At 48.8% G+C, this 19,476-nt stretch carries 14 protein-coding genes; 9 read left to right on the plus strand and 5 right to left on the minus strand.

All coding sequences use genetic code 11. The features are described from left to right. Nucleotides 1-223: 223 nt before the first annotated feature. Nucleotides 224-1,384: a PepSY domain-containing protein gene (locus Q0438_RS07525; protein ID WP_299189819.1), complete on the minus strand. Its 1,161-nt coding sequence runs from the start codon at nucleotides 1,382-1,384 to the stop codon at nucleotides 224-226. 489 nt (nucleotides 1,385-1,873) lie between these two features. On the opposite strand from Q0438_RS07525, the gene Q0438_RS07530 reads away from it, so the two are divergent. The 7 genes from Q0438_RS07530 to Q0438_RS07560 all read left to right on the plus strand — a co-directional run bounded on the left by Q0438_RS07530 (nucleotide 1,874) and on the right by Q0438_RS07560 (nucleotide 10,082). Next, nucleotides 1,874-4,498, plus strand: a complete 2,625-nt coding sequence (locus Q0438_RS07530; RefSeq protein ID WP_299189820.1) for a hypothetical protein — start codon at nucleotides 1,874-1,876, stop codon at nucleotides 4,496-4,498. 272 nt (nucleotides 4,499-4,770) lie between these two features. Beyond that, the gene (locus Q0438_RS07535) at nucleotides 4,771-5,490 is read left to right on the plus strand and encodes a hypothetical protein (protein WP_299189827.1); all 720 of its coding nucleotides are present in this window, start codon (nucleotides 4,771-4,773) and stop codon (nucleotides 5,488-5,490) included. A gap of 292 nt (nucleotides 5,491-5,782) precedes the next feature. Further along, nucleotides 5,783-6,676: a DMT family transporter gene (locus Q0438_RS07540; RefSeq protein WP_299189830.1), complete on the plus strand. Its 894-nt coding sequence runs from the start codon at nucleotides 5,783-5,785 to the stop codon at nucleotides 6,674-6,676. Between the two features lie 205 nt (nucleotides 6,677-6,881). Continuing rightward, nucleotides 6,882-7,436: a vWA domain-containing protein gene (locus Q0438_RS07545; RefSeq protein WP_299189831.1), complete on the plus strand. Its 555-nt coding sequence runs from the start codon at nucleotides 6,882-6,884 to the stop codon at nucleotides 7,434-7,436. Between the two features lie 456 nt (nucleotides 7,437-7,892). Then, nucleotides 7,893-8,999 carry an alanine racemase gene (locus tag Q0438_RS07550; RefSeq protein WP_299189833.1) on the plus strand — a complete coding sequence of 369 codons (1,107 nt, stop codon included), beginning with the start codon at nucleotides 7,893-7,895 and terminating at the stop codon, nucleotides 8,997-8,999. A gap of 245 nt (nucleotides 9,000-9,244) precedes the next feature. After that, a complete protein-coding gene (locus tag Q0438_RS07555; RefSeq protein ID WP_299189837.1) occupies nucleotides 9,245-9,424 on the plus strand; it encodes a hypothetical protein in 180 nt (59 codons plus the stop codon). Between the two features lie 217 nt (nucleotides 9,425-9,641). Then, entirely contained in the window at nucleotides 9,642-10,082 is a 441-nt protein-coding gene (locus Q0438_RS07560; RefSeq protein WP_299189843.1) for a pyrimidine dimer DNA glycosylase/endonuclease V, read from the plus strand. Between the two features lie 236 nt (nucleotides 10,083-10,318). Here the strand turns inward: Q0438_RS07560 and Q0438_RS07565 are convergent, their stop codons facing one another. The 4 genes from Q0438_RS07565 to Q0438_RS07580 form a co-directional block, all read right to left on the minus strand. Next, nucleotides 10,319-10,948, minus strand: a complete 630-nt coding sequence (locus tag Q0438_RS07565; protein ID WP_299189844.1) for a tetratricopeptide repeat protein — start codon at nucleotides 10,946-10,948, stop codon at nucleotides 10,319-10,321. Between the two features lie 38 nt (nucleotides 10,949-10,986). Further along, nucleotides 10,987-12,930, minus strand: a complete 1,944-nt coding sequence (locus tag Q0438_RS07570) for a hypothetical protein (protein ID WP_299189845.1) — start codon at nucleotides 12,928-12,930, stop codon at nucleotides 10,987-10,989. A 130-nt stretch (nucleotides 12,931-13,060) separates the two neighbouring features. Further along, complete coding sequence (locus tag Q0438_RS07575; protein ID WP_299189846.1) at nucleotides 13,061-14,707, minus strand: formate--tetrahydrofolate ligase; 1,647 nt, start codon at nucleotides 14,705-14,707, stop codon at nucleotides 13,061-13,063. Nucleotides 14,708-14,845: 138 nt separating this feature from the next. Continuing rightward, entirely contained in the window at nucleotides 14,846-15,604 is a 759-nt protein-coding gene (locus Q0438_RS07580) for an exodeoxyribonuclease III (protein WP_299189853.1), read from the minus strand. 67 nt (nucleotides 15,605-15,671) lie between these two features. Between Q0438_RS07580 and Q0438_RS07585 the strand changes: the two genes are divergently transcribed. Further along, nucleotides 15,672-16,034, plus strand: a complete 363-nt coding sequence (locus Q0438_RS07585) for a diacylglycerol kinase (RefSeq protein ID WP_299189858.1) — start codon at nucleotides 15,672-15,674, stop codon at nucleotides 16,032-16,034. Between the two features lie 201 nt (nucleotides 16,035-16,235). After that, nucleotides 16,236-18,689, plus strand: a complete 2,454-nt coding sequence (locus tag Q0438_RS07590) for a molybdopterin-dependent oxidoreductase (RefSeq protein WP_299189860.1) — start codon at nucleotides 16,236-16,238, stop codon at nucleotides 18,687-18,689. The last annotated feature ends 787 nt before the right edge of the window (nucleotides 18,690-19,476 follow it).

The following is a 19,476-nucleotide window of genomic DNA, read 5'->3' on the forward strand; positions in this document are numbered from 1 at the left end:
GTCTATCCAAATCGATAAAGCCGAGATCGCAAAATTTAAAAGCGAGCTATAGTAAAATGCACGAGCAATATGGCCTTAAGACTTAATCCGCGATAATTTTAACATGTCTCAAATATCGTTAAATCAGAGCTTTTCTCGATCCGCTTCGGCAAATTTCATCTCAATGCTTTGTAGGTATTAGGCTCTTGTGTGCTCGTCGCACCTCTTGCCGAGAGGGTAAAATTTAGCTGGGCTTTTTCGACTTAAACGCCCTTTTTGCCGTCATATAAAAGCCGCTGAAGATAAAAAGCGCCATACAAAGCGAGACGAGCGACCATAAAATTTTACCCGCTAGCCCGAAAAAATAGCCCGTGTGAAGCTGATAGTTCGCGTCTTTAAACTCGCCCACGGTGATACCCTCCGTCTGCTTCTGCTTCGCGATTTTGTCCGCTTTTAGATCGACACTCGCGCCTTTTGGACGGGCGGTAGCGGGCGCGTCGGGCTCATAATACCTGACGCCGATCTTATCTCCCGCCGCGAGCATTAGGGTAAATTCCTTATACTCTATGCCGCTTGATCTGAATATCTCATAAGCCCTCTGCGCGTCGCTAAATTTATACGTAGCGGGCTTTTTGCCCTCCTCTTTAGCAGATGCGGCGGCGTGATCTTTAGAAGCGGCGGCTTTAGGTGCGCTAGCTTGCGGTAAATTTTGCGAACTTACGAAAAGCTTCATCACCGCGTCGTTATACCAGCCGTACGACCAGTTAAGCCCGGTTAAGCAGATAAGCAGGTAAATCACTGCACTTAGCGAACCTAGGCTCGTATGCAGATTGTAAAAAAGAGCGTATTTTTTGAGTTTAAAATTTGGCTTTATCGCCTCGATAAATTTACGCCTAAGCCTTGGGAAATGCAGCCATACGCCGCTTATTACGAGTAGTATCATCGCTGTGGCGCTCGCACCTACGATCTGTTTACCAACCTCGCCTGCGGTTTTGTTGCCGCTTAGCGCTAGGCCTAAATTTCGATGCAGCGCCATCACCGTTAGCACAAAGCCCGTGCCGCGATCCTTGCCGATGATCTGCGCGGTGTATGGATTGACCAGATACGCATCATTTCTGTTTGCGTAAATGACGAAGGCTTCGTCATCGCTTTTGGGCACGACGAGCCTTACGGGCTGCTTAGCGCCCGTTTGCTCGCTAAAGCTTTGCAGGATTTTCTCCACGCTTTGCATTTCGCCCGTTTTTTCGACCTTTTTAGAGCCCGCGTTTATTAGCGCCTCAAACTCGTGCTGATACGATAAAATCGCGCCCGTAACGCCAATGATAAGCAGCGGTATAGAAAAAACTATCGACAAAATAAGATGGACGTTAAACAAAATTTTATTGCGCTTCAAAAGCGAGCTCATTGTAGATCCTTGCGAGATAAATTTAATCTTTATTTGATTGAGGTTCGCAATTATATTGTGCGATTTTAAATATTTTCAAAAGCGAGGAATTGTTGTTTAAATTTAAGCGGCACATTTTAGGAAGCGCGGTGCGGCACAAAAACGGCGAGATCGCAGAGCGCCCAGGTACCTCACGCAATATCATAAACCGCGTGTCGTAGGATCTCAAAGCAAAAATTTAATTCGACTTTCGCGCGGCAAGATCACGCCGGTGAGGTAAAATTCTAAGCGCACCTGATCTGCGTAAGAGTAGTCTGCTTTTATTTTAAATGAAACATTGGTTTTAACTTAAGAAGCCCGAAATTACAATATCGAAATAGTAGTTTTTGACCCATTTTTTGATATAATCGGCGTCTAAATTTTAACGAAAAGCGGCCACCTTGAACGAACAAAGACGCCGCTTTAGTATAAATTTAAAAGAGAAAATCGGGGACTTATAAAGGAGTTTAGATGATAGATCCTAACGCAAAGAGAAAACGACAATTTACGATATGCTTTGCTATTTTAATGGTTATTCTGCCGCTTGCTTTTTTGTGCATGAAATATATCGATAAAGAGCCCGACGATTTAAAGCAGAGCTCTACTATCGATCAGCCGACGATGCAGAAAAAAGAGACGAGCAAAGAAAATTTTCAAATTCCGCAAAATAGCGATAAATTTATCGGCAAGAACGACGCAACGATTGAAAAAGATATCGCAAACAACTCCGTTCAAATTCCGCCTATCGATAAAGCGTCCGAAAATTCAGAACAAAGCCCGGCTATCGATCAGCACGCGATACCGAAAAAAGAGGCAAGTAAAGAAAGGGTTGAAATTCCACAAAATAGCGCCAAATTTACTAACAAGAAAAGCAATAAATTTACGGGCAAAAAAGACGTAACGATATATAAAAAAGATATCATAAATAACTCCGTTCAAATTCCGTTTGAAGTGCGCGATATGATGGTATCTCACAGCAAAAAGAGGCTATACACTCTCGGACACGACAGAGACGGTATAAGCGTGATAGATATATCAAATTTAAACCGCATAGAGCTGCTCGGGCTTTTTTATTTCCCGGAGGCTAGATATAACGTAGAAAATATCCAAGCGGCCGAGTCAAACGACGGAGAAAGCCTATATGTTGTAAGCCCGAATTTAGGTATTCTACGCCTTGACGTTAGAGACCCTAAAAATACAAAAATCGCGACTAAATTTCAAGCCAAAGGTTTCTCTAGAATAAAGCTAAGCGAAAATAATAAGCTAGCCTACGTAAAAGCCAAAAACGGTATGGTTATTTTAGATATTTCGTCGGATAATATAAAAATGATAGGCGAGTTTATAGGTATGGAGACCTTTAATCCGATAGAAAAAGGCGATATAGCTGTATACTCGGACAAATACGTTTTTATGTCGGACTTCGCGGGTCTTCATGTGCTTGACGTGAGCGATCCGAAAAACATAAAAGAGGTTTATAGACGAGATAATTTCGGAGTCATTATAAATTTACAAATTTCTGCCGATAAAAAATATCTATACGCAAACGAACTTCATAATTTTAATGTTTACGGCATCAAAAACATAGACGATATCGAGCATCTGAAAAACTATACCGTTAGCAATAGAATTTATACTTTTGATATCGGCGGGGATGACGAAATAATATATTTGTCTAGAAGCAAAGACGGCTCGGACGATACGGCTTTGCCGAGCATAGACGTCTTAGATATTTCCGGCGGATTTGAGCCTACCCGCCTAAAAAGCTATTATATGCCGGAGGCTGATGATGTAAATTCGGCGCTACCTTTAGACGAACGCCGCATGATTATATCTTTGGTGTCCGATTTTAAAGGTTTTATAAGCGTTATAAAAAATAACGATGATACAAATACTTTAACAGAAGAACCCATAAAAAATGAGATAGGAAGCAAAGAGCTAGAGGATTCAAGTAAAAATATAGACAAATCAAAGCCTGTTTGGGATCTGCCTTTTTCTCAAAACGGCTTTTCATCTATCAATATGGCCGTATCTACCGACGACGGATATATATTGGCCGGAGAGTACGAAAGCGGTAGAAGTCCCGATCTTTTTATGAAGGTTGATAAGAGCGGGCGCGAAATTTGGAGAAAAATAATCGATAAAAGCTTCATCGGAAGAGGAAATTTAATAGCAGCCCAGATGCAAAGCTACTACGTATTAGGAAACGAAGAGGCGGCTTACGTAGTAGATAAGGCGACATATAAAATCTCAAATACGCTTCCTCGCGCCCTAAAACAGATAGCTCCGACTGATAATGATGAATTTGTGGCGTGCGATTATGGAAATAATATATTTAGAATGGATAAAAACGCAAAAATAATCTGGGAGAAACCGATCGACGTTTCGCATCTGCCAGATACTTTTTATAACAGTTACATTTACGATGGAACATCCCCGGATAAGCAACCGGAGGTAAAGAAAATTAAAGAACCGAAAGACGGTCTTATAAAGATATTAAAAACGAGCGACGGAGGTTTTATTCTGGTCGTAGAAGAGCTAGGAATTCTTAAATTTAACCCGGACGGAAACCTTATATTTGAAACCAAAATAGATATGAACGGGTATTTTTTAAAAGATATGATCGAGAGCGACGACGGCTCGATTTTGATGTTATTTGAAACAAGTAATACCGCCGATATTATAAAGCTAAATGGCCAAGGCGAGCTTATAAAAAAATCGACCGTTTATCAAAGTAAAGATTCATTTTATCTAGCCTCTATCGCTAAATACAAGGAAGGCAAATATTTAATAGGGCTTAAGTTATCAAAAGATGATCGCCTGCTGCTTCTTGAAATAGACGGCGAAAACAATGTAACGGATCAAAAATATATAGACAATCTCGGAAAATATGTAGCCTTTCATAATCTATTAAATATACCGGACAGAGGCGTGTTAATCGCGGGACGTAGAACATATACAAAAATAAGACCACCTGAATATATAGGAGGCGAGCTAGTAAAACTCTCCGACTACCATATAGAAGAAGCCTATATGTTTATAGTAAATTTTCACCAAAAGCTAAGCGAGCAAAATTTTAGCGCCGAAGATAGAGAGTAAAGCGCTAAATTAGCGTCTAAATTTAATGAAAGAGCTTTGACGAAATTAGCTACGCCGCAGGGTTTGCAAGATGGAACGTAAAAATAATCAGCATACGCGGCAAAAATAGCGGTGTTAAATTCGGGGCGGGATTTTTATATGCACGAAGGGATATAGATTTTTTGCAAAATTTTATATCAGAAAAGCTCGCTGAAATTTCAAAAGCTAAAGCGGCCGAACAAGATGCCTGGGCTTAATTTAACGCTAAAAATATCTAAATTTAAGGCGGTGGCATGATATTTTTATATTTGATATTTGGCATAAATCTTTTACTGTTTGGGCTTGCTATTTTAAAAAGCATGGTTTTTATAAGCAAAGCCTCTTATAAAACCGTGCAAAAGGGCGCCTGGCTCATACCTCCTAGCCCCATAGCAAAAACTATGCTTATCGTGCTATTTTTATCCTGGGGTTCGCTGGTAGCATTTGATGAGCCTTGGATAAAAACAACAAAAGGCAGAGGTAAAGTTGCATGCTTTGATACAAACGACCCTCTATGCGTAGGCGGGTATATACAAAGAGGCGGCGGCGAGACCACACTTGTGATCGTGATGGGTCTTGCAATGATGCTAATTGCCATACTGCCGTTATCTGAAAAGGGCGTCATTATAGATAGCCGCACCGTAAGGAAAGAATGGAGATTTTTATCGTTTAAATTTAGCACAAAGATCGATATAGAAAATGCCCTTACGGAGAAAGGGATGAGGGGCGAGATGCCGATTTTGATAGTAGAAGACGGGCAAAGTGGCAAAAATTTTACGCTCTCATTCCCATACGCACAGCAAGATATAAAATTTATCGAAGCAGAAATAAGAAAGAGGCGCTATAAGATGATGAAATCAAAAGAGGCAAAAGCTCCCAAATCCGCGCTCAAAAAAACCATAAACTTAAAAGGGGCGAGCAAGTGCGCAAACATAGAAATTCTAAAAAACGACAAAGAGGACGCGGGCGATTAAATTTTAAATTTAGCCACGCGCGAGCAATAGCTGTGAAAATTTATGACAAGTTGCGGCGAAGAGACGTAATGATCGCGCGAGTAGTAGCCGTAAAATTTATGCGAGTGTGCGAACAAGTGCGCGCAAGCCCAAAAAGACGAACCCAGCGCAAGCCTAAAAAGACGAGCCGGACGCTTAAAATTTAACTCGCGATTTTAAAATCCTAAATTCCAAATCGCTCCGCCAAAATTTAGCCTATTTTTTACCTAAAATTTCGTAGAATTACGACTTTAAATTTTCAAAAAGGACACAGATGAATAAAAGTTTGGAATTTAGAGCCGACATCGGAATGCTCTTCGTGGCGATCGCTTTTGGGCTCGGGTATCTGCCCACCTCGCAGGCGCTTGCGAGCAACAACGTCTTCGTGCTGCTATTTTGGCGCTTTTTCGCCGCGAGCATCATCGCAGGCGCGATATTTTTCCCAAAGCTCAAAGCGCTCACTTCGCGCGAGATCAAGTACGGCGCGGTGCTTAGCCTATTTTTATTCGCGGGCTTTACGTCGCAGACCTTCGCCTTTAAATTTGCGCAAAGCTCCTCCGTGGCGTTCATCATCGGCCTAAACGTCGCGCTCGTACCCTTCATCGCCGCGGCGCTGTTTAGACATAAAATTTACTCCTACGCCTACGCGGGCATCGCGCTTGCGATCGCTGGGCTCTATCTCATCGGCGACACGCAGCTAGGCCTGGGCAAGGGCGAAGCGCTGGCGCTAGTCTGCGCGTGCGCGTATTCGTTTCACATCGTGCTAACCAACCGCTTCGTTCAAAGCTGCGACGTAGCGGGCATCGCCTACGTACAGATCCTCTGCTTAAGCGTGCTTTGCTGCTTTGCGACGATCTTTTTTGAAAAGGTCAGCATCGTGCCGGTGATGGACCGAAGCTTTTTCGTCGCGATGGCGGTGATCTGCCTGCTGGGAACGGTTTTTGGCTTTTTCGCGCAGGCTTTGATGCAAAAATACACGACGCCCGTAAAAACCGCTCTGTTTTTCACGCTAGAGCCCGTAACGGCGGGTATTATGGGCGTATTCGTGGGCGGCGAAAGGCTAAGCGCGATGCAAATTTTAGGCGCGGCGCTCATCCTCGCGGGCGTTTTGATAAGCGAGATCGGAAGCTACCTCAGCGCGAAACGGAGCAGATCCGCAGACGTTTGATTTTGCGGTGCCATAAAATTCCGCGCCGCATAAAATTTGCACGCGAAATTCCTTGCCGAAAAAATTCTGCGTCTTAAAATTTCGCGGCGAAATTCTGTTTTAGAATTTTACGAAGCAAAGCCGAGCGGCGGAATTTTAGCGATGAAATTTTGTCCGTTAAGCAGCGCGATGATAAAATAACGAAATTTTAAAAAAGGAGCCATTTATGAAAAAAATCATCCTTCTTGTAGCCGCGCTTGCGGGCATGCTGTTTGCCAAAAGCGTAGAGCTAGAGACGCCGCCCAATCATAAAGACGGCGTAAATCACCTGGAATTAGTGCTAGTTTTAGATAAATCGGGCTCAATGAGCGGGCTTGAGAGCGATACGATCGGCGGATTTAACTCGATGATAGAAAAGGAGCGCAAAGAGGGCATCGACGCCAGCGTCACGACCGTGCTTTTCGATACGAAATTTAACGTCATCCACGATCGCACGCCGCTTAAAAAGGTCGAAAATCTAACGTCCAAAGAGTACTCCGCCTACGGCAATACCGCGCTACTAGATGCGATCGGCAACACGATAGCGCGTATCGAGCGAGTGCCGGATATCTATGCCAAAAACAATCGCGTGCTTTTCGTCATCATCACCGACGGCTACGAAAACTCAAGCTGCGAATACTCCAGAGCGCAGATTAAGAAGATGATTAGCGACAAGCAGGAAAAATACGACTGGGAATTTATATTTTTGGGCGCTAATATCGACGCCGCGAGCGAAGCGTAAAGCATCGGTATCAAAAGCGAAAACGCCCTAAAATACGAGAATTCCAAAGAGGGCGTGAGTAAAAATTTCGAAGCGGCAGCCGAGATATCCAAAGACGTAGCGACCGACAACAAAGCAAACTCGAAATGGCGCGACAAGGTGCTTCAGGATAAAAAATAGCGAAGCGCAAAGCAAGGCGCGCTAGAAAATGAAGCGCCGCTACGAAGCGAGCGGCACAAAAATAGGCGGCGGACGTGAAAACATTCGGCGCAAAACGAGCTTTAGCAAAAACACGAGCGGCGGCGCAGAATCATAAATTTGCTCGCCAAATTTAAATGCTTCGCGCAAGCAGTGCTAATTTACGGCGCACAAGTTCCGCTCTTCGCAAGCGACACGTAAATTTCGCCGCCACGAAACGGGCGCAGCTACCAAGTGCAGCTGAATTAAAATTTCGTAAATTTAAAGAGGAGGAAACTTATGAAGGTATCCGAGATCGACACGCCGGCGCTGCTGATTGATCGCGAAATCGTGCTTCGCAATCTGCAAAAGATGCAAAGCTATGCAGACGCCGCGGGCGTGAGCCTGCGCCCGCACACCAAAACGCACAAAATGCCCTATTTCGCGAAGCTGCAAGAAAGCTTCGGCGCTGCGGGCATCACGGTCGCCAAAACGGGCGAGGCCGAGATCATGGCGGCAAACGGGCTGAAAGATATATTTATCGCAAACGAGATCGCTGGCGAGCTAAAATTTCAGCGCATCATCGCGCTTTTGCGCGCGGGGATAAACTTAAGCTTCGGCGCAGATAGCATAGAGCAGGCAAGCCTGATAGAGTGCGCCTTTGAGCGCAGCGGCACGAAGGCCTGCGTGCTTGCCGAGATCGAAGTGGGCGAAAACCGCTCTGGCTTCGTAGAAAAGCAGGATTTCACGGCGTTTATAAAATTTCTAAAAGGCTGCAAAAATATAGAATTCCGCGGCGTATTCTCCCACGACGGCCACTCCTACAAGGCCGCTGATAAAAGCGAATGCGAGCGCATCCACCTAGCCGCGCAGCGCCGCACGCTGGAGTTTGCGGATATCGCGCGCGAGCTAGCTCTGCCCGCACGCGTCGTTAGTATCGGCTCGACGCCCTCGCTCATCAACGATTTTGAAATTTTAAAGGGCGTCACCGAGATCCGCCCGGGCACATATATCTTTATGGACGCCTCACAGGCGCAGGCGTACGGCGATTATTCAATGAACGCCGCAAGCATCCTTACGACCGTCATCAGCAGACCTACGGCGGATCGCATCATCACCGACGTCGGCGCCAAGGGGCTCACGCAGCAAAGGCGCACCGAGGGCTTTACGGCAACGCCCGGGCTCGGACGCATAAAGGGCACGGACGTGTGGATAAAGGGCGTTTACGACGAGCATGCGATCATCTACGACAGAGCGCTGCGAGATGCCGTGCGCGTGGGCGATCGACTCGAAATTTATCCAAACCACATCTGCCCCGTCGTAAATTTACACGAGTTCGCCTATCTCGTTAGCGGCGGCGAGGTCATAGAAAAGATCGCTGTGCTATGCAGAGGCAAGCTGCAATGAGCGGGCAAAATTTAAAGGTGCGGCTACTGAGAGTTTGCGAAGCAGGATAGACTGCAATGAGCGGTAAATTTTAAATGCGCAGCGAGGTAAAATTTTAGCTTCGATAGATCGCGGCTAAATTTAAAGCGTGCGAGTTGGGCTAAATCGTTCTGCTCTGCCCGCGTAGAATTTTATCCCTTGTGCGAGCGAGCTTCACCCGTGCGGCGCTGCTTTTAAATTTATCGGTTTTCATACAAAGCTAAGCTTTGCGTAGTATCATACAGGATCGGGCGCCGTGCGGCCTCTGCGGCGGCGTGCAGAGCCTAAAGGATGCACTCAAAAGCGGCGGCGACGAAGCGAGCAAGGTGCAAGCTAACGTGATGTTAAGCGAATATTTCGTGATGAAAGGCGATTTTGCGCAGGCAGGCGGCACCTCAAAGCCGTAGCCCAAAACTCTAGCGAACTGGAAGAGGAATACGACGACTTACTAAACGATGAGATTTGCAAGGTCGATCTGCTCCTAGATATGATCGGTCGCTTCGGCTTTTTGGCGAAGTGAGGCGATGCGGCGGGTAAATTTGCGGTATAAATCCAGCGATTTATAGGGCAAACCGCGTCAAATTTAGCCCGCGAAAACGGCTATAAATTTAATGAAAGGCAAAAATGAGGCTTTGGACGATAAGCTTTAAATATCTCGACGCAAAGGGGCTAGTCGCACTTTGGCGCGAGGCTCTGCTAGCTAAAAACGTGCTGGCTGGACTAACTAAGGGCTACAAAAATCACCCGCAGCTTGACCGCTTTTACGCGCACGAAAACGCGCTAGAGGCGATAAACGCGTATCTGGCGGAGGTTTACGCGCAGAGCTGCGCTCGCGGCTATAAATTTGACGCGGCAAAAGTGGGCGAATTTGACGAGCGAAATTTAGCCAAAATAGCCGTCTCTCGCGGGCAGATAGAGTATGAATTTGCATTTTTGCAAGAGAAGTTAAAATCACGCGACATCAAGGCTTACGAGCGAAATTTAAGCGTAAAAAATATAGAAATCGCGAGCATTTTTAAAGAGGTCGAGGGCGGAATCGAGCCGTGGGAAAAGGTGAAAATTTAGCTCTGTTTCGCGCGGCAGCGGCGACGAGCATATTCGGCTTATGCGGGTGAGCTTTTCGCATGCGGCGCTGCTTTTAAATTTATCGGTTTGCCACAAAGCCAAGCTTTGCGTAATATCGTACAGGATCGCGCGCCGTGCCGCTTCTGCGGCGTCGCACACGCCGCGATCGATCAGCGGCGTAACGTGGCGGATTAGCGCTAGCGTCATGATCTTGCCTCTAATGCAAGCTTGCGCGGCTATTTAAGCCTTTCGTAGCTTTCGCATGAGCTTTTCCATATCTGCTCATGCTCCGCTACCGAACTCATAAATCTATCCTTGCCGCCCAGCTCGCAGGCTTTTTTGTAGTATTCTACGGCTTTAACATTATCGCTGCCCTCGTAAAGACGCGCTAAATTTAGGCACGCAGCCCAGCTATCCGCGATATCCATATCACAGCCGCGCACATAGTAACCTATGCCCTTTATAACGTCTTTACGCACGCCTCTGCCTCCGATATACGCAGAGCCTGCGTTACTGCAGCCTATCGCGTGCCCGTCATCGCAAGCTTTGTCGAACAGCTCCGCCGCCTTCGCCTCATCGCGCGGCATCCCCTCTCCGCTTTGATACAAAATGCCTAAATTTACGCACGACTCCGCATCGCCGCCTTTGCAAGCTTTGACGTATAGCGGCGCAGCCTTTAGCAGATCTTGCGGCACGCCCCAGCCATAATTGTAAACCTGCGCCAACGCCCCGCACGCCTTCACATCGCCCTTATCGCAGGATTTTGTAGCTCTGCTTATATCGTCTGCGGTGGCTACGAAATCAGCTAGCGCGAAATTTGCGGCAAGCGCCGCGACGAGCGCTAGAATTAAAATTTTATTTTTCATTTTCGTCCTTTTCGGTTTTTTAAGATCGCCCGCCAAGCCTAAGGCGCGGATTTATCATCTGGGCGTAGATTTATCGTCGCCCGCTCTTTGTTTTTTAGAGCCTCGTAAATTTCATCGACGCCGCTTAGGTTTTGATCCAAAACCTCCCTCGCCTTTTTTAGAGTGCGTGAGCCGAAAATCCCGTCCTGCTTCACTCCGATGCTTTTTTGGATATATAAAATTTTCTCTTTTTGCGAAGGCTCCGGTTTCGGCGCGGCGCTCTGCGCCGAAATTTCAGCGCCGGATCCGTTTGTATCGACGGCGGCGGCAGAGCCTGCGTCTATCTGCTCGCCTTTTTTCAAACCGAGATTTCGCGCAAGATCAAATCTCGCGTCAAGCTCGTAGAGTCTAGGCGCGTATCCAAGGCTTGCCGCAATGCCGTAAATCGCCCCGAGCAGACAGCAAGCGATCAAAATTTTACGAAATTTAACGAAAGCCTTTTGATTTTGCATACCCGTTCGGTACTCCGCGGGTACCTTGCGCCTGCGAAACATCGTAACGAGCGCGCTAAGCGGAGTAAGGACGCACCAAGATACAACCAAACAAATCGCCAAAAAAGCAACACCGCAAATCGGAGTGAGAATATAGCGCTCGGTGAAATTTTCTCCAAAAAATCCCGCCGTAAAAACCAGCGCAAAAAGCCAAAATATCGAGCCTAGACCAAACCAAACGACGGGCGAATAAACGGGCGAAATTTTATTTAAGCACCTTTTTAGCGCATCTCCCAGCTGTTTCGCGGCCTGCTGTGATATGTATCCGTCGCACGTATCCGCCACGGCGTCTTTTGGCTCGCCGCCCTGCTTCGCAAGCTTCTTTAGCGACGCGTCCAAGGCGGGCTGCGCGGCATAGCGATTAAAAAATTTAAACGCCTCGGCGCCGCTTATCTTGCCGTCCGAACCCATATCGTTAAGCATCGCAAGCTCGTCCGCAAAAAGATCGTCGAAAATCGCGGGCCGTATAAATGCAAGGAGCGGATCGCCGAAGCCCGCCGCCTCGTATCTTTTACCCAAAAGTTCAAAGCGCAACTGAGTGATCGTGTGGCTGCCTACGTAGATAAAATCGTGCTCGCCGTCGCCGCCCTGCTCCTCTTTTAGGCGAAACGGGATCTTTTGCGACAAAAACTCGCACGACTGATTGCATAAAAACTCCTGCAGCTCCTGCGCGTAAACGGCGGATCGCACCTGCACGCCTACTTTAGCCCTTGCGTGGGCGCTTACGTTTCTTATATACATAAAGTATCCCTGCCCGCCGCAGCGATCGCACTTGATATATCCGTCGCCAAAGCACGCGGAGCAGCTACGATGTCCGCTGCCGTAGCACGCGCTGCATACTTGCGTGCCGCTTCCTCCGCAGACGGAGCACGCTTCATACCTGTATGCGGTGCTCGCGCTTCCGTCGCTGCGGTACTGCGTATATGGGCGGTTTTGCCCGCCGCTGCCGCCGCAATTAGGGCAACTTTTGCGCCCTCGTCCGCCGCAGCTCGTGCAGCGCACCTTGCCGCGACCGCCGCATCTGCCGCAGCGCACCTTGCCGCTGCCTAGGCAAACGCCGCATTTTTGAAACGCGCTAAAGGGCTTAAAATCGTAATACTTCACGGCATTATCCGCCGCAGCTACGCCGCTTTGCGGATCCGATCTAAATTTAGAAAGTAAAATTTCATGCAAAGACTCGCTATGACGCGCATCTCGCAGGCAGTCTTGGGTATGGTTTTGAAACTCTTGCAAATCGTCGCCGAAATGGATCTCCGCCTTCTCTCCACCCGTTATTTCGCGCTCTTTACACTCGCCGTAAAATTCCCACGAAGCGTCTAAATAGACGCGAAAATCGTAGCACTCGGATGAAATTTCTTTTAGATCGCCGCCGTCCGCGCCGTTGCCGTCCACTAAATTTTTAAGATGCCTTAAAAACGGCTCGCTTAGATCAAATCTGTCAAAATCGCTCATCCAAATAACCTTAAAATTTTATCGTTAAAGTGCGGTTTGAGGCGCGCTCTTTTAAATTTTAAAATTCCGCGCCGAAGCTTTTACGCCGCTCTATCGCGCAAATTCCCCGCGCGGAAAATAAAATTTCAGATCACGCCAGCCCGCTTATGACGCCATCGCTAGTAATCTTCATATTTAGCGCGTTAGGAACCTTCGGTAGCCCCGGCATCAGCATTATCTTGCCGCAGACGACGACGATAAAGCCCGCTCCCGTGCGGATCTGAAGGTCTTTGACGCTAAGCTTAAAGCCGCGCGCGCGCCCAAGCGCCTTAGCATCGTCGCTGAAGCTATACTGCGTCTTGGCGATGCAGACGTTTAGCCGCTCAAGGCCCAAAGCCTTGATGTGCTGCAGCGCCTTTTGCGCTTCAGGCTCGAAAACGACCTCGCTCGCGCCGTAAATTTTAGTAGCGATCTTTTCGATCTTGCTCGCCGTATCGTCGCTAAGCTCGTAGGCAAACTTCAGCTCCTTAGCGCGCTCGCACTCATCTACTACGAGGCGGGCCAGCTCAAGCGCGCCCTCGCCTCCTTTGGCGAAATTTTCGCAAATCGCCATCTGCACGCCGCGCTGCTTGCAGTAATCGCGTACGAAAGCGATCTCCTCGTCGCTATCGAAGCTGAAGCGGTTAAGCGCCACGACGGGATTTAGCCCAAAGTTTTGTAAAATTTCAATATGCCCGCCTAAATTTACGATACCTCTTTGAAGCGCGGCAAGATCAGGGCTCGCGATATTTTCTTTCTCCGCACCGCCGTTGTATTTAAGCGAGCGGATCGTGCTAACCAGCACCGCGGCGTCCGGAGCGATGCCCGCGCGGCGACACTTGATGTCGATAAATTTTTCAGCCCCAAGCTCGCTGCCGAAGCCAGCTTCCGTAACGGCGTAATCGGCAAGCGAGAGCGCTAACTTGCTCGCCATTATGGAGTTGCAGCCGTGCGCGATATTTGCAAAGGGTCCTCCGTGCACGAGCGCGGGCGTGTGCTCTAGGCTTTGGATGAGATTAGGCTTCATCGCGTCTTTTAGCAGGATCGCCACGGCATCCGCGCAGCCCAGATCGCGCACGTATATCGGCTCTCCCTGCGTATCGTAGGCGACCATTATGTTTGCGATATTTTCCTTAAGCTCGGCAAGATCGTTCGAGAGGCACAGAACCGCCATTATCTCGCTAGCTGCGGTGATATTAAAGCCGTCCTCGCGCTGCACTCCGTCAGTGCGCCCGCCCTGTCCAACGGTGATGTGGCGCAGCGCGCGGTCGTTCATATCCATGCAGCGCTTCCATAAAATTTTATCGATCTTTAGCGGGTTTTCTTGATACAGCGAGTTGTCGATGACCGCCGAAATGAGATTGTTTGCGGAGGTGATCGCGTGAAAATCGCCGTTAAAATGCAAATTTAGATCATCCATCGGCACCAGCTGCGAGTACCCGCCGCCCGCGGCGCCGCCTTTGATACCGAAAACCGGCCCCAGCGACGGCTCGCGCAGCGCAAGGCAAACGCTTTTGCCCAGACGCTTTAGCGCGTCGGCTAGACCGATAGAAGTCGTCGTCTTGCCCTCGCCAAACGGCGTCGGATTGGTCGCCGTGACCAAAATAAGCTTCGAAGCGCGCGATCGCGGCTTGATATTTAGCTTGGCTTTGTAGTGCCCGTACAGCTCGATCTCATCCTCGCCAAGCCCCAAATTTTTCGCAACGTTTGAAATTTTATCCGGCTTCGCCGCATTTGCTATTTCGATATCGCTCAACATTTTCTCTCCTTAAATTTAAAATTTTATCGCGCAGCTTTTACGCACCGCCTCTTTAAATCCGCGCATTAGCTCGCGCGCTATGCGCACCTTATCCGCTAGCCGCGCAAATCAAAGCGCGCGGCGTGAAATTCGCCCCGACTAAATTTCGATCTCGATGCCCACGGGGCAGTGGTCGCTGCCCATCACGTCGCTTAGGATGAAAGCATCTTTTAGCCGCGAGCGCAAATTGGCCGAGATGAAAAAATAATCGATCCGCCAGCCTACGTTTTTTGCGCGCGCGTTAAAGCGGTAGCTCCACCACGAGTAGGCGTCCCGCAGCTCGCCGCGCACGGCACGGAAGGTATCGACGAAGCCCGCCGCCTCCACCTCATCGAGCCATGCCCGCTCGATCGGCAAAAAGCCCGAGGTTTTGGAGTTTGCTTTGGGGTTTGCAAGATCGATCTCGCGGTGCGCGGTATTTACGTCGCCGCAAAATATCACCCCGAGCCCCTGCTCCGCGAGGCTGCGCGCATAGGCTAAGAATTTCGCGTAAAATTCCATCTTATAGGCTAGCCGCGCCTCGTCCTTTTGGCCGTTGGGAAAGTAGATATTAAAAAGCACGACATTGCCGAAGCGGTGCTGCAGCACGCGCCCCTCGTCGTCGGGAAAAAACAGCGCCTTGCTCGTCTCGCTTTTAAATTTAGCCAGGCTCGCCACGCCCGAATATCCCGCGCGAGCGGCGGAATTTAGATCGATCTGAGAAAATCCGAGCTCGTAAAGCCCTTTCGGAGCGTCCTTTTCGCTCACCTTGATCTCTTGCAAGCCCAAAAAATCGGGATTTTGCTCCGCAAGCCACGCAAAGCCGTCTTTGCCGAGCACTGCGCGCAGCCCGTTTACGTTCCAACTAATCAGTTTCAAATTTAGCCTTTGGCGCAAAAATTTTGGTATGATTATACGAAATTTTGACTAAATTTAAAGGAAAATTATGCGCAATCAGCCCAAATACCGATTTTTTGCCAACTGGAGCTACGCGATGGCGGGTCTTGCCGAGATGCTACGCAGCGAGCGTAGCTTCAGGCTCGAGCTTTACGTGTTCATCCCGCTTGCGCTGTCGCTATTTTTTTGGAATTTCAGCGCGGTGCTAAATCTATTTTTGATCTTCGGCGCAGTCTTTACGCTCGTGCTCGAGTGCATAAACTCCGCCATTGAGCGTGCGGTCGATCTTGCCACGAGCGAAATCCACCCGCTAGCTAAGGGCGCCAAAGATACCGCAAGCACGGCCGTGATGATGAGCCTATTTCTCAACGCCGCGCTGTGGGGCTACGCGCTGATAGATAAGCTATTTTAGCGGCGAACTGCGTATAAAAATTTAATTTCACCGCAGCGCCATAGATAAATGGCAAATTAAGCCTAAATTTCGTAAAATCGCCACCAAGACGCGAGGTCGCGTAATACGTTTAAAGGCAAACAATGCAAAACTCAACCGCATAAATTCCGCTAAATTTAAACCGAGTCAACCAATCAAATTTAAATTTAACGGAGAAAAACCATGAAAAGACGAGACTTTCTAAAACTAGGCGCGCTCGCGGCAGCTTCGGCGCAGGCAAAACAATTTGACGCCGCGGCGCAGGCGATATTTGACGAGCAGATGGGGCTTTGCGCGAATAAATTTGGCGCGTTTTACGTAAAAACCATCGGCGGCAGGGTCGTTGGCACCGAGCCGTTTGAGGGAGATGCTATGCCGACGGTGCTAAACAACGCCCTAAGCGATCATATTCAAAACGAAACGCGCGTGAAATACCCATACGTACGCAAAAGCTTCCTATCCGATCCCTCAAATCCAAAGCCGCAGCTTCGCGGCAAAGAGCCCTTCGTGCGCGTTAGCTGGGACGAGGCGATAAAGCTAAGCGCTAAAATTTTAAAAGAAAACTTCGACAAATACGGCTCGGAGGCCATTTACGGGCAGCTTTATCAGTGGGGCAGTCTCGGTAAGGTCGGTCACTCGCAGCGCACCGCAAAGCGCATGCTAAACGTGCTAGGAGGCTACGTGAACGAGCTTGGCGGCTACTCATACGGTGCGGCTACGGCGTTTTTACCTCACGTGACGGGCTCGATCGATCCGACGCACGCTCCGACGCGCTGGGAGGGCGTGGTAAAGGAGGCCAAAACGATCGTGTTTTGGGGCACGAATCCCGTCGTCTCAAACAAGATCGCTACCTCCGTGCCGATGCACAACTCCTACGTCTACTACGAGATTATGAAGGATAAATTTAAAAAAGGCGAGATGAAAATTTACAGCGTGGACGTTTACCGCAACGAAACGGCGGAGTATTTCGGCGCGGATTATCTTGCCGTGCGCCCCTGCACCGATACGGCGATGATGATCGGGCTTTGCGAATATCTCTACGAAAACGGACTTTACGACAAGGAATTTATTGAGCGCTACACGGTCGGGTTTGATAAATTTAAGGATTATTTCACGGGCGCAAAAGACGGCGTGAAAAAGGATCTAAAATGGGCGAGTAAAATTTGCGGCGTGAGCGAAAAAGAGCTAAAAAATTTAGCCGATACGTTAGCTAAAAAAGACACGCTCATCGTCACGGGCTACGCGATACAGCGCCAGCACCACGGCGAGATGGCGTACTGGGCGCTGATCACGCTAGCTGCGATGCTAGGCGACATCGGCAAGACGGGGCGCGGCTACGTGATGAACGATCAGATGCATAAAAACGCAGATATTAGCTTCATCGCGCCCAAGCTTCAGGCATTTAACCCAGCGGTAAACGAAAAATACATCGCCCCGCAAGGCAAGCTAGCCAAAGCCAAATACCACGAGATACCAAACAGCAGGCTCATAGACGCGATCATGGAGCCTGGCAAGCTAATCGAGCGCAATGGCAAAAAGTACGTCATGCCGCACATCCGCGTGATGTTTAACGCCAACGGCTCGACCTTTACCCGTCACCCTGACACCAACCGCGCTGTCGAAGCGATGAAAAAGATCGAAGCGATCATCACCACCGAGCCCTTTTGGACGAGTACGGCAAGGCTCAGCGACATCGTGCTGCCAGCTGCTCTTGAGTGCGAGCGCACGGACATCGAGTTTGCAAACTCGACTAGCGAATACCTCTTTGCCATTAAACCGCTAGTAAAGCCCGCCGGGGAAAGCAAGAGCGACTTTGAGATCGCGCGGCTCATCTGCGCGCAGTGGGGCGAGGAGTACGAGCAGGCCTTTAGCGAGGGCAAAACGGAGCTTGAGTGGGTGAAGGAAATCTACGAAAATGCCGCAAAGCAAGCCGAGGGTATGGGTATAGCGATGCCTAAATTTGAGGAGTTTTGGCAAAAAGGATATGTCAAATTTGATAAGATCGACGAGAAAAAGCGGTACTTCACAAACTACGCGGACTTCCGCGCCGATCCCGAGAAAAACGCGCTAAAAACACCGTCTGGCAAGATCGAGCTCTACTCCGAAGCGGTCGAAAAGCTAGGTTATCCCGACTGCCCGCCGCACGCGACGTGGATGGAGCCGTTTGAGTGGCTGGGCGGCGACGTGAGCAAGTACCCGGTCGCCATCAGCGGCGCGCACTCTAAATTTAGGCTCCACTCGCAGTTAAACAGCTCGCTGCTTCGCAACTACGCCGAGATCGCAAACCGCGAACCAGCACTCATTAGCCCCGCCACGGCAAAGGCGCGCGGCATAAAAACGGGCGACGTGGTGAGGATCTACAACGACCGAGGCGAGATCCTCTGCGGCGCGCTGGTGAGCGAGCGAGCGCAAGATAACGTCGTGATAGTAAGCGAAGGCGCGTGGTACGACCCGGCCGTCTGGGGCGAGCGTAGCCTATGCAAACACGGCAACATAAACGTGCTAACCAAGGACGTGCCTAGCTCGCAGCTCTCGCAAAGTAACACCGCGCACACGAGCATGGTGCAGATCGAGAAATTTAAAGGCGAACTGCCGAGCGTAACGGCGTTTGATAGGCCTGTGACGATAGAGGCTTAGACATTACTTTCTTTGAGCGAGCTGGAATTTTGATTTTTAAGGCTATAAATTTAGGACTCTTGAAGGCCGCACGGACGAAATTTATCCGCGCTTCGTGCGGCCTTTTTTGAAATTTCGGTTTTAGAATTTAATCTTTAAAGCCGCACGCAAAACCCTACTATGTGCGGCTGCAAGCTACAAGTCTGGGCTTTTGTTTTCCTTTCGGTAGCCGCGCAGAGCCGATTTTAGCGCGACGCGCAGCGCGCACGAGCGATACGCTTCGCCATTCATAGATATCTTTAAATTTAGATGCTTACATTCATGCAGCGGATTATTTATGCTCCGCACCAAAAGCTAGCGGCGGCAAAATTTTAAAATTTTGCGCCTTAGCGATAAATTTAATCACGATAAAATTTGCGCGTGAAGCAAAAATAAATTTGCGCAAAGATAGAATTTCCAACCGCCGCGAGCGTGAAATTTTAAAAGCAGCCGCCGTATCGAAAGAAAATGTTACTATAAATTTAAAGTAGCTCGCATCGGTAAAATTCCGAGGCTGAAATCCACGAGCGGCACGCGCGAGGCGATGCGGGTTAAATTTGCGCGCACTTTAAAAACGACAAACCGCTTTAAAGAAATTTCAACCGCGCTCGCGCTATGAAATTTTAAAGGTAAGTTGCCATACCGAGCTACCGCAAAATTTAAAGCGAATTAGCCGCAGGATTCCGCATGATTAGACCAAAAAATTGCGCCGCAAAATTTTAAATGTAGTTTACTACATCCAGGCTTCCGCTAAATTTAGCAGGACGGC

It is taken from the genome of uncultured Campylobacter sp. (assembly GCF_938030785.1).
Lineage (GTDB): Bacteria > Campylobacterota > Campylobacteria > Campylobacterales > Campylobacteraceae > Campylobacter_B.

What these genes read in the sequence shown, in the direction of transcription:
- Q0438_RS07525 (WP_299189819.1), bottom strand. Translation starts at nt 1,384, where the DNA reads ATGAGCTCGCTTTTGAAGCGCAATAAAATTTTGTTTAACGTCCATCTT.
- Q0438_RS07530 (WP_299189820.1), top strand. Translation starts at nt 1,874, where the DNA reads ATGATAGATCCTAACGCAAAGAGAAAACGACAATTTACGATATGCTTT.
- Q0438_RS07535 (WP_299189827.1), top strand. Translation starts at nt 4,771, where the DNA reads ATGATATTTTTATATTTGATATTTGGCATAAATCTTTTACTGTTTGGG.
- Q0438_RS07540 (WP_299189830.1), top strand. Translation starts at nt 5,783, where the DNA reads ATGAATAAAAGTTTGGAATTTAGAGCCGACATCGGAATGCTCTTCGTG.
- Q0438_RS07545 (WP_299189831.1), top strand. Translation starts at nt 6,882, where the DNA reads ATGAAAAAAATCATCCTTCTTGTAGCCGCGCTTGCGGGCATGCTGTTT.
- Q0438_RS07550 (WP_299189833.1), top strand. Translation starts at nt 7,893, where the DNA reads ATGAAGGTATCCGAGATCGACACGCCGGCGCTGCTGATTGATCGCGAA.
- Q0438_RS07560 (WP_299189843.1), top strand. Translation starts at nt 9,642, where the DNA reads ATGAGGCTTTGGACGATAAGCTTTAAATATCTCGACGCAAAGGGGCTA.
- Q0438_RS07565 (WP_299189844.1), bottom strand. Translation starts at nt 10,948, where the DNA reads ATGAAAAATAAAATTTTAATTCTAGCGCTCGTCGCGGCGCTTGCCGCA.
- Q0438_RS07570 (WP_299189845.1), bottom strand. Translation starts at nt 12,930, where the DNA reads ATGAGCGATTTTGACAGATTTGATCTAAGCGAGCCGTTTTTAAGGCAT.
- Q0438_RS07575 (WP_299189846.1), bottom strand. Translation starts at nt 14,707, where the DNA reads ATGTTGAGCGATATCGAAATAGCAAATGCGGCGAAGCCGGATAAAATT.
- Q0438_RS07585 (WP_299189858.1), top strand. Translation starts at nt 15,672, where the DNA reads ATGCGCAATCAGCCCAAATACCGATTTTTTGCCAACTGGAGCTACGCG.
- Q0438_RS07590 (WP_299189860.1), top strand. Translation starts at nt 16,236, where the DNA reads ATGAAAAGACGAGACTTTCTAAAACTAGGCGCGCTCGCGGCAGCTTCG.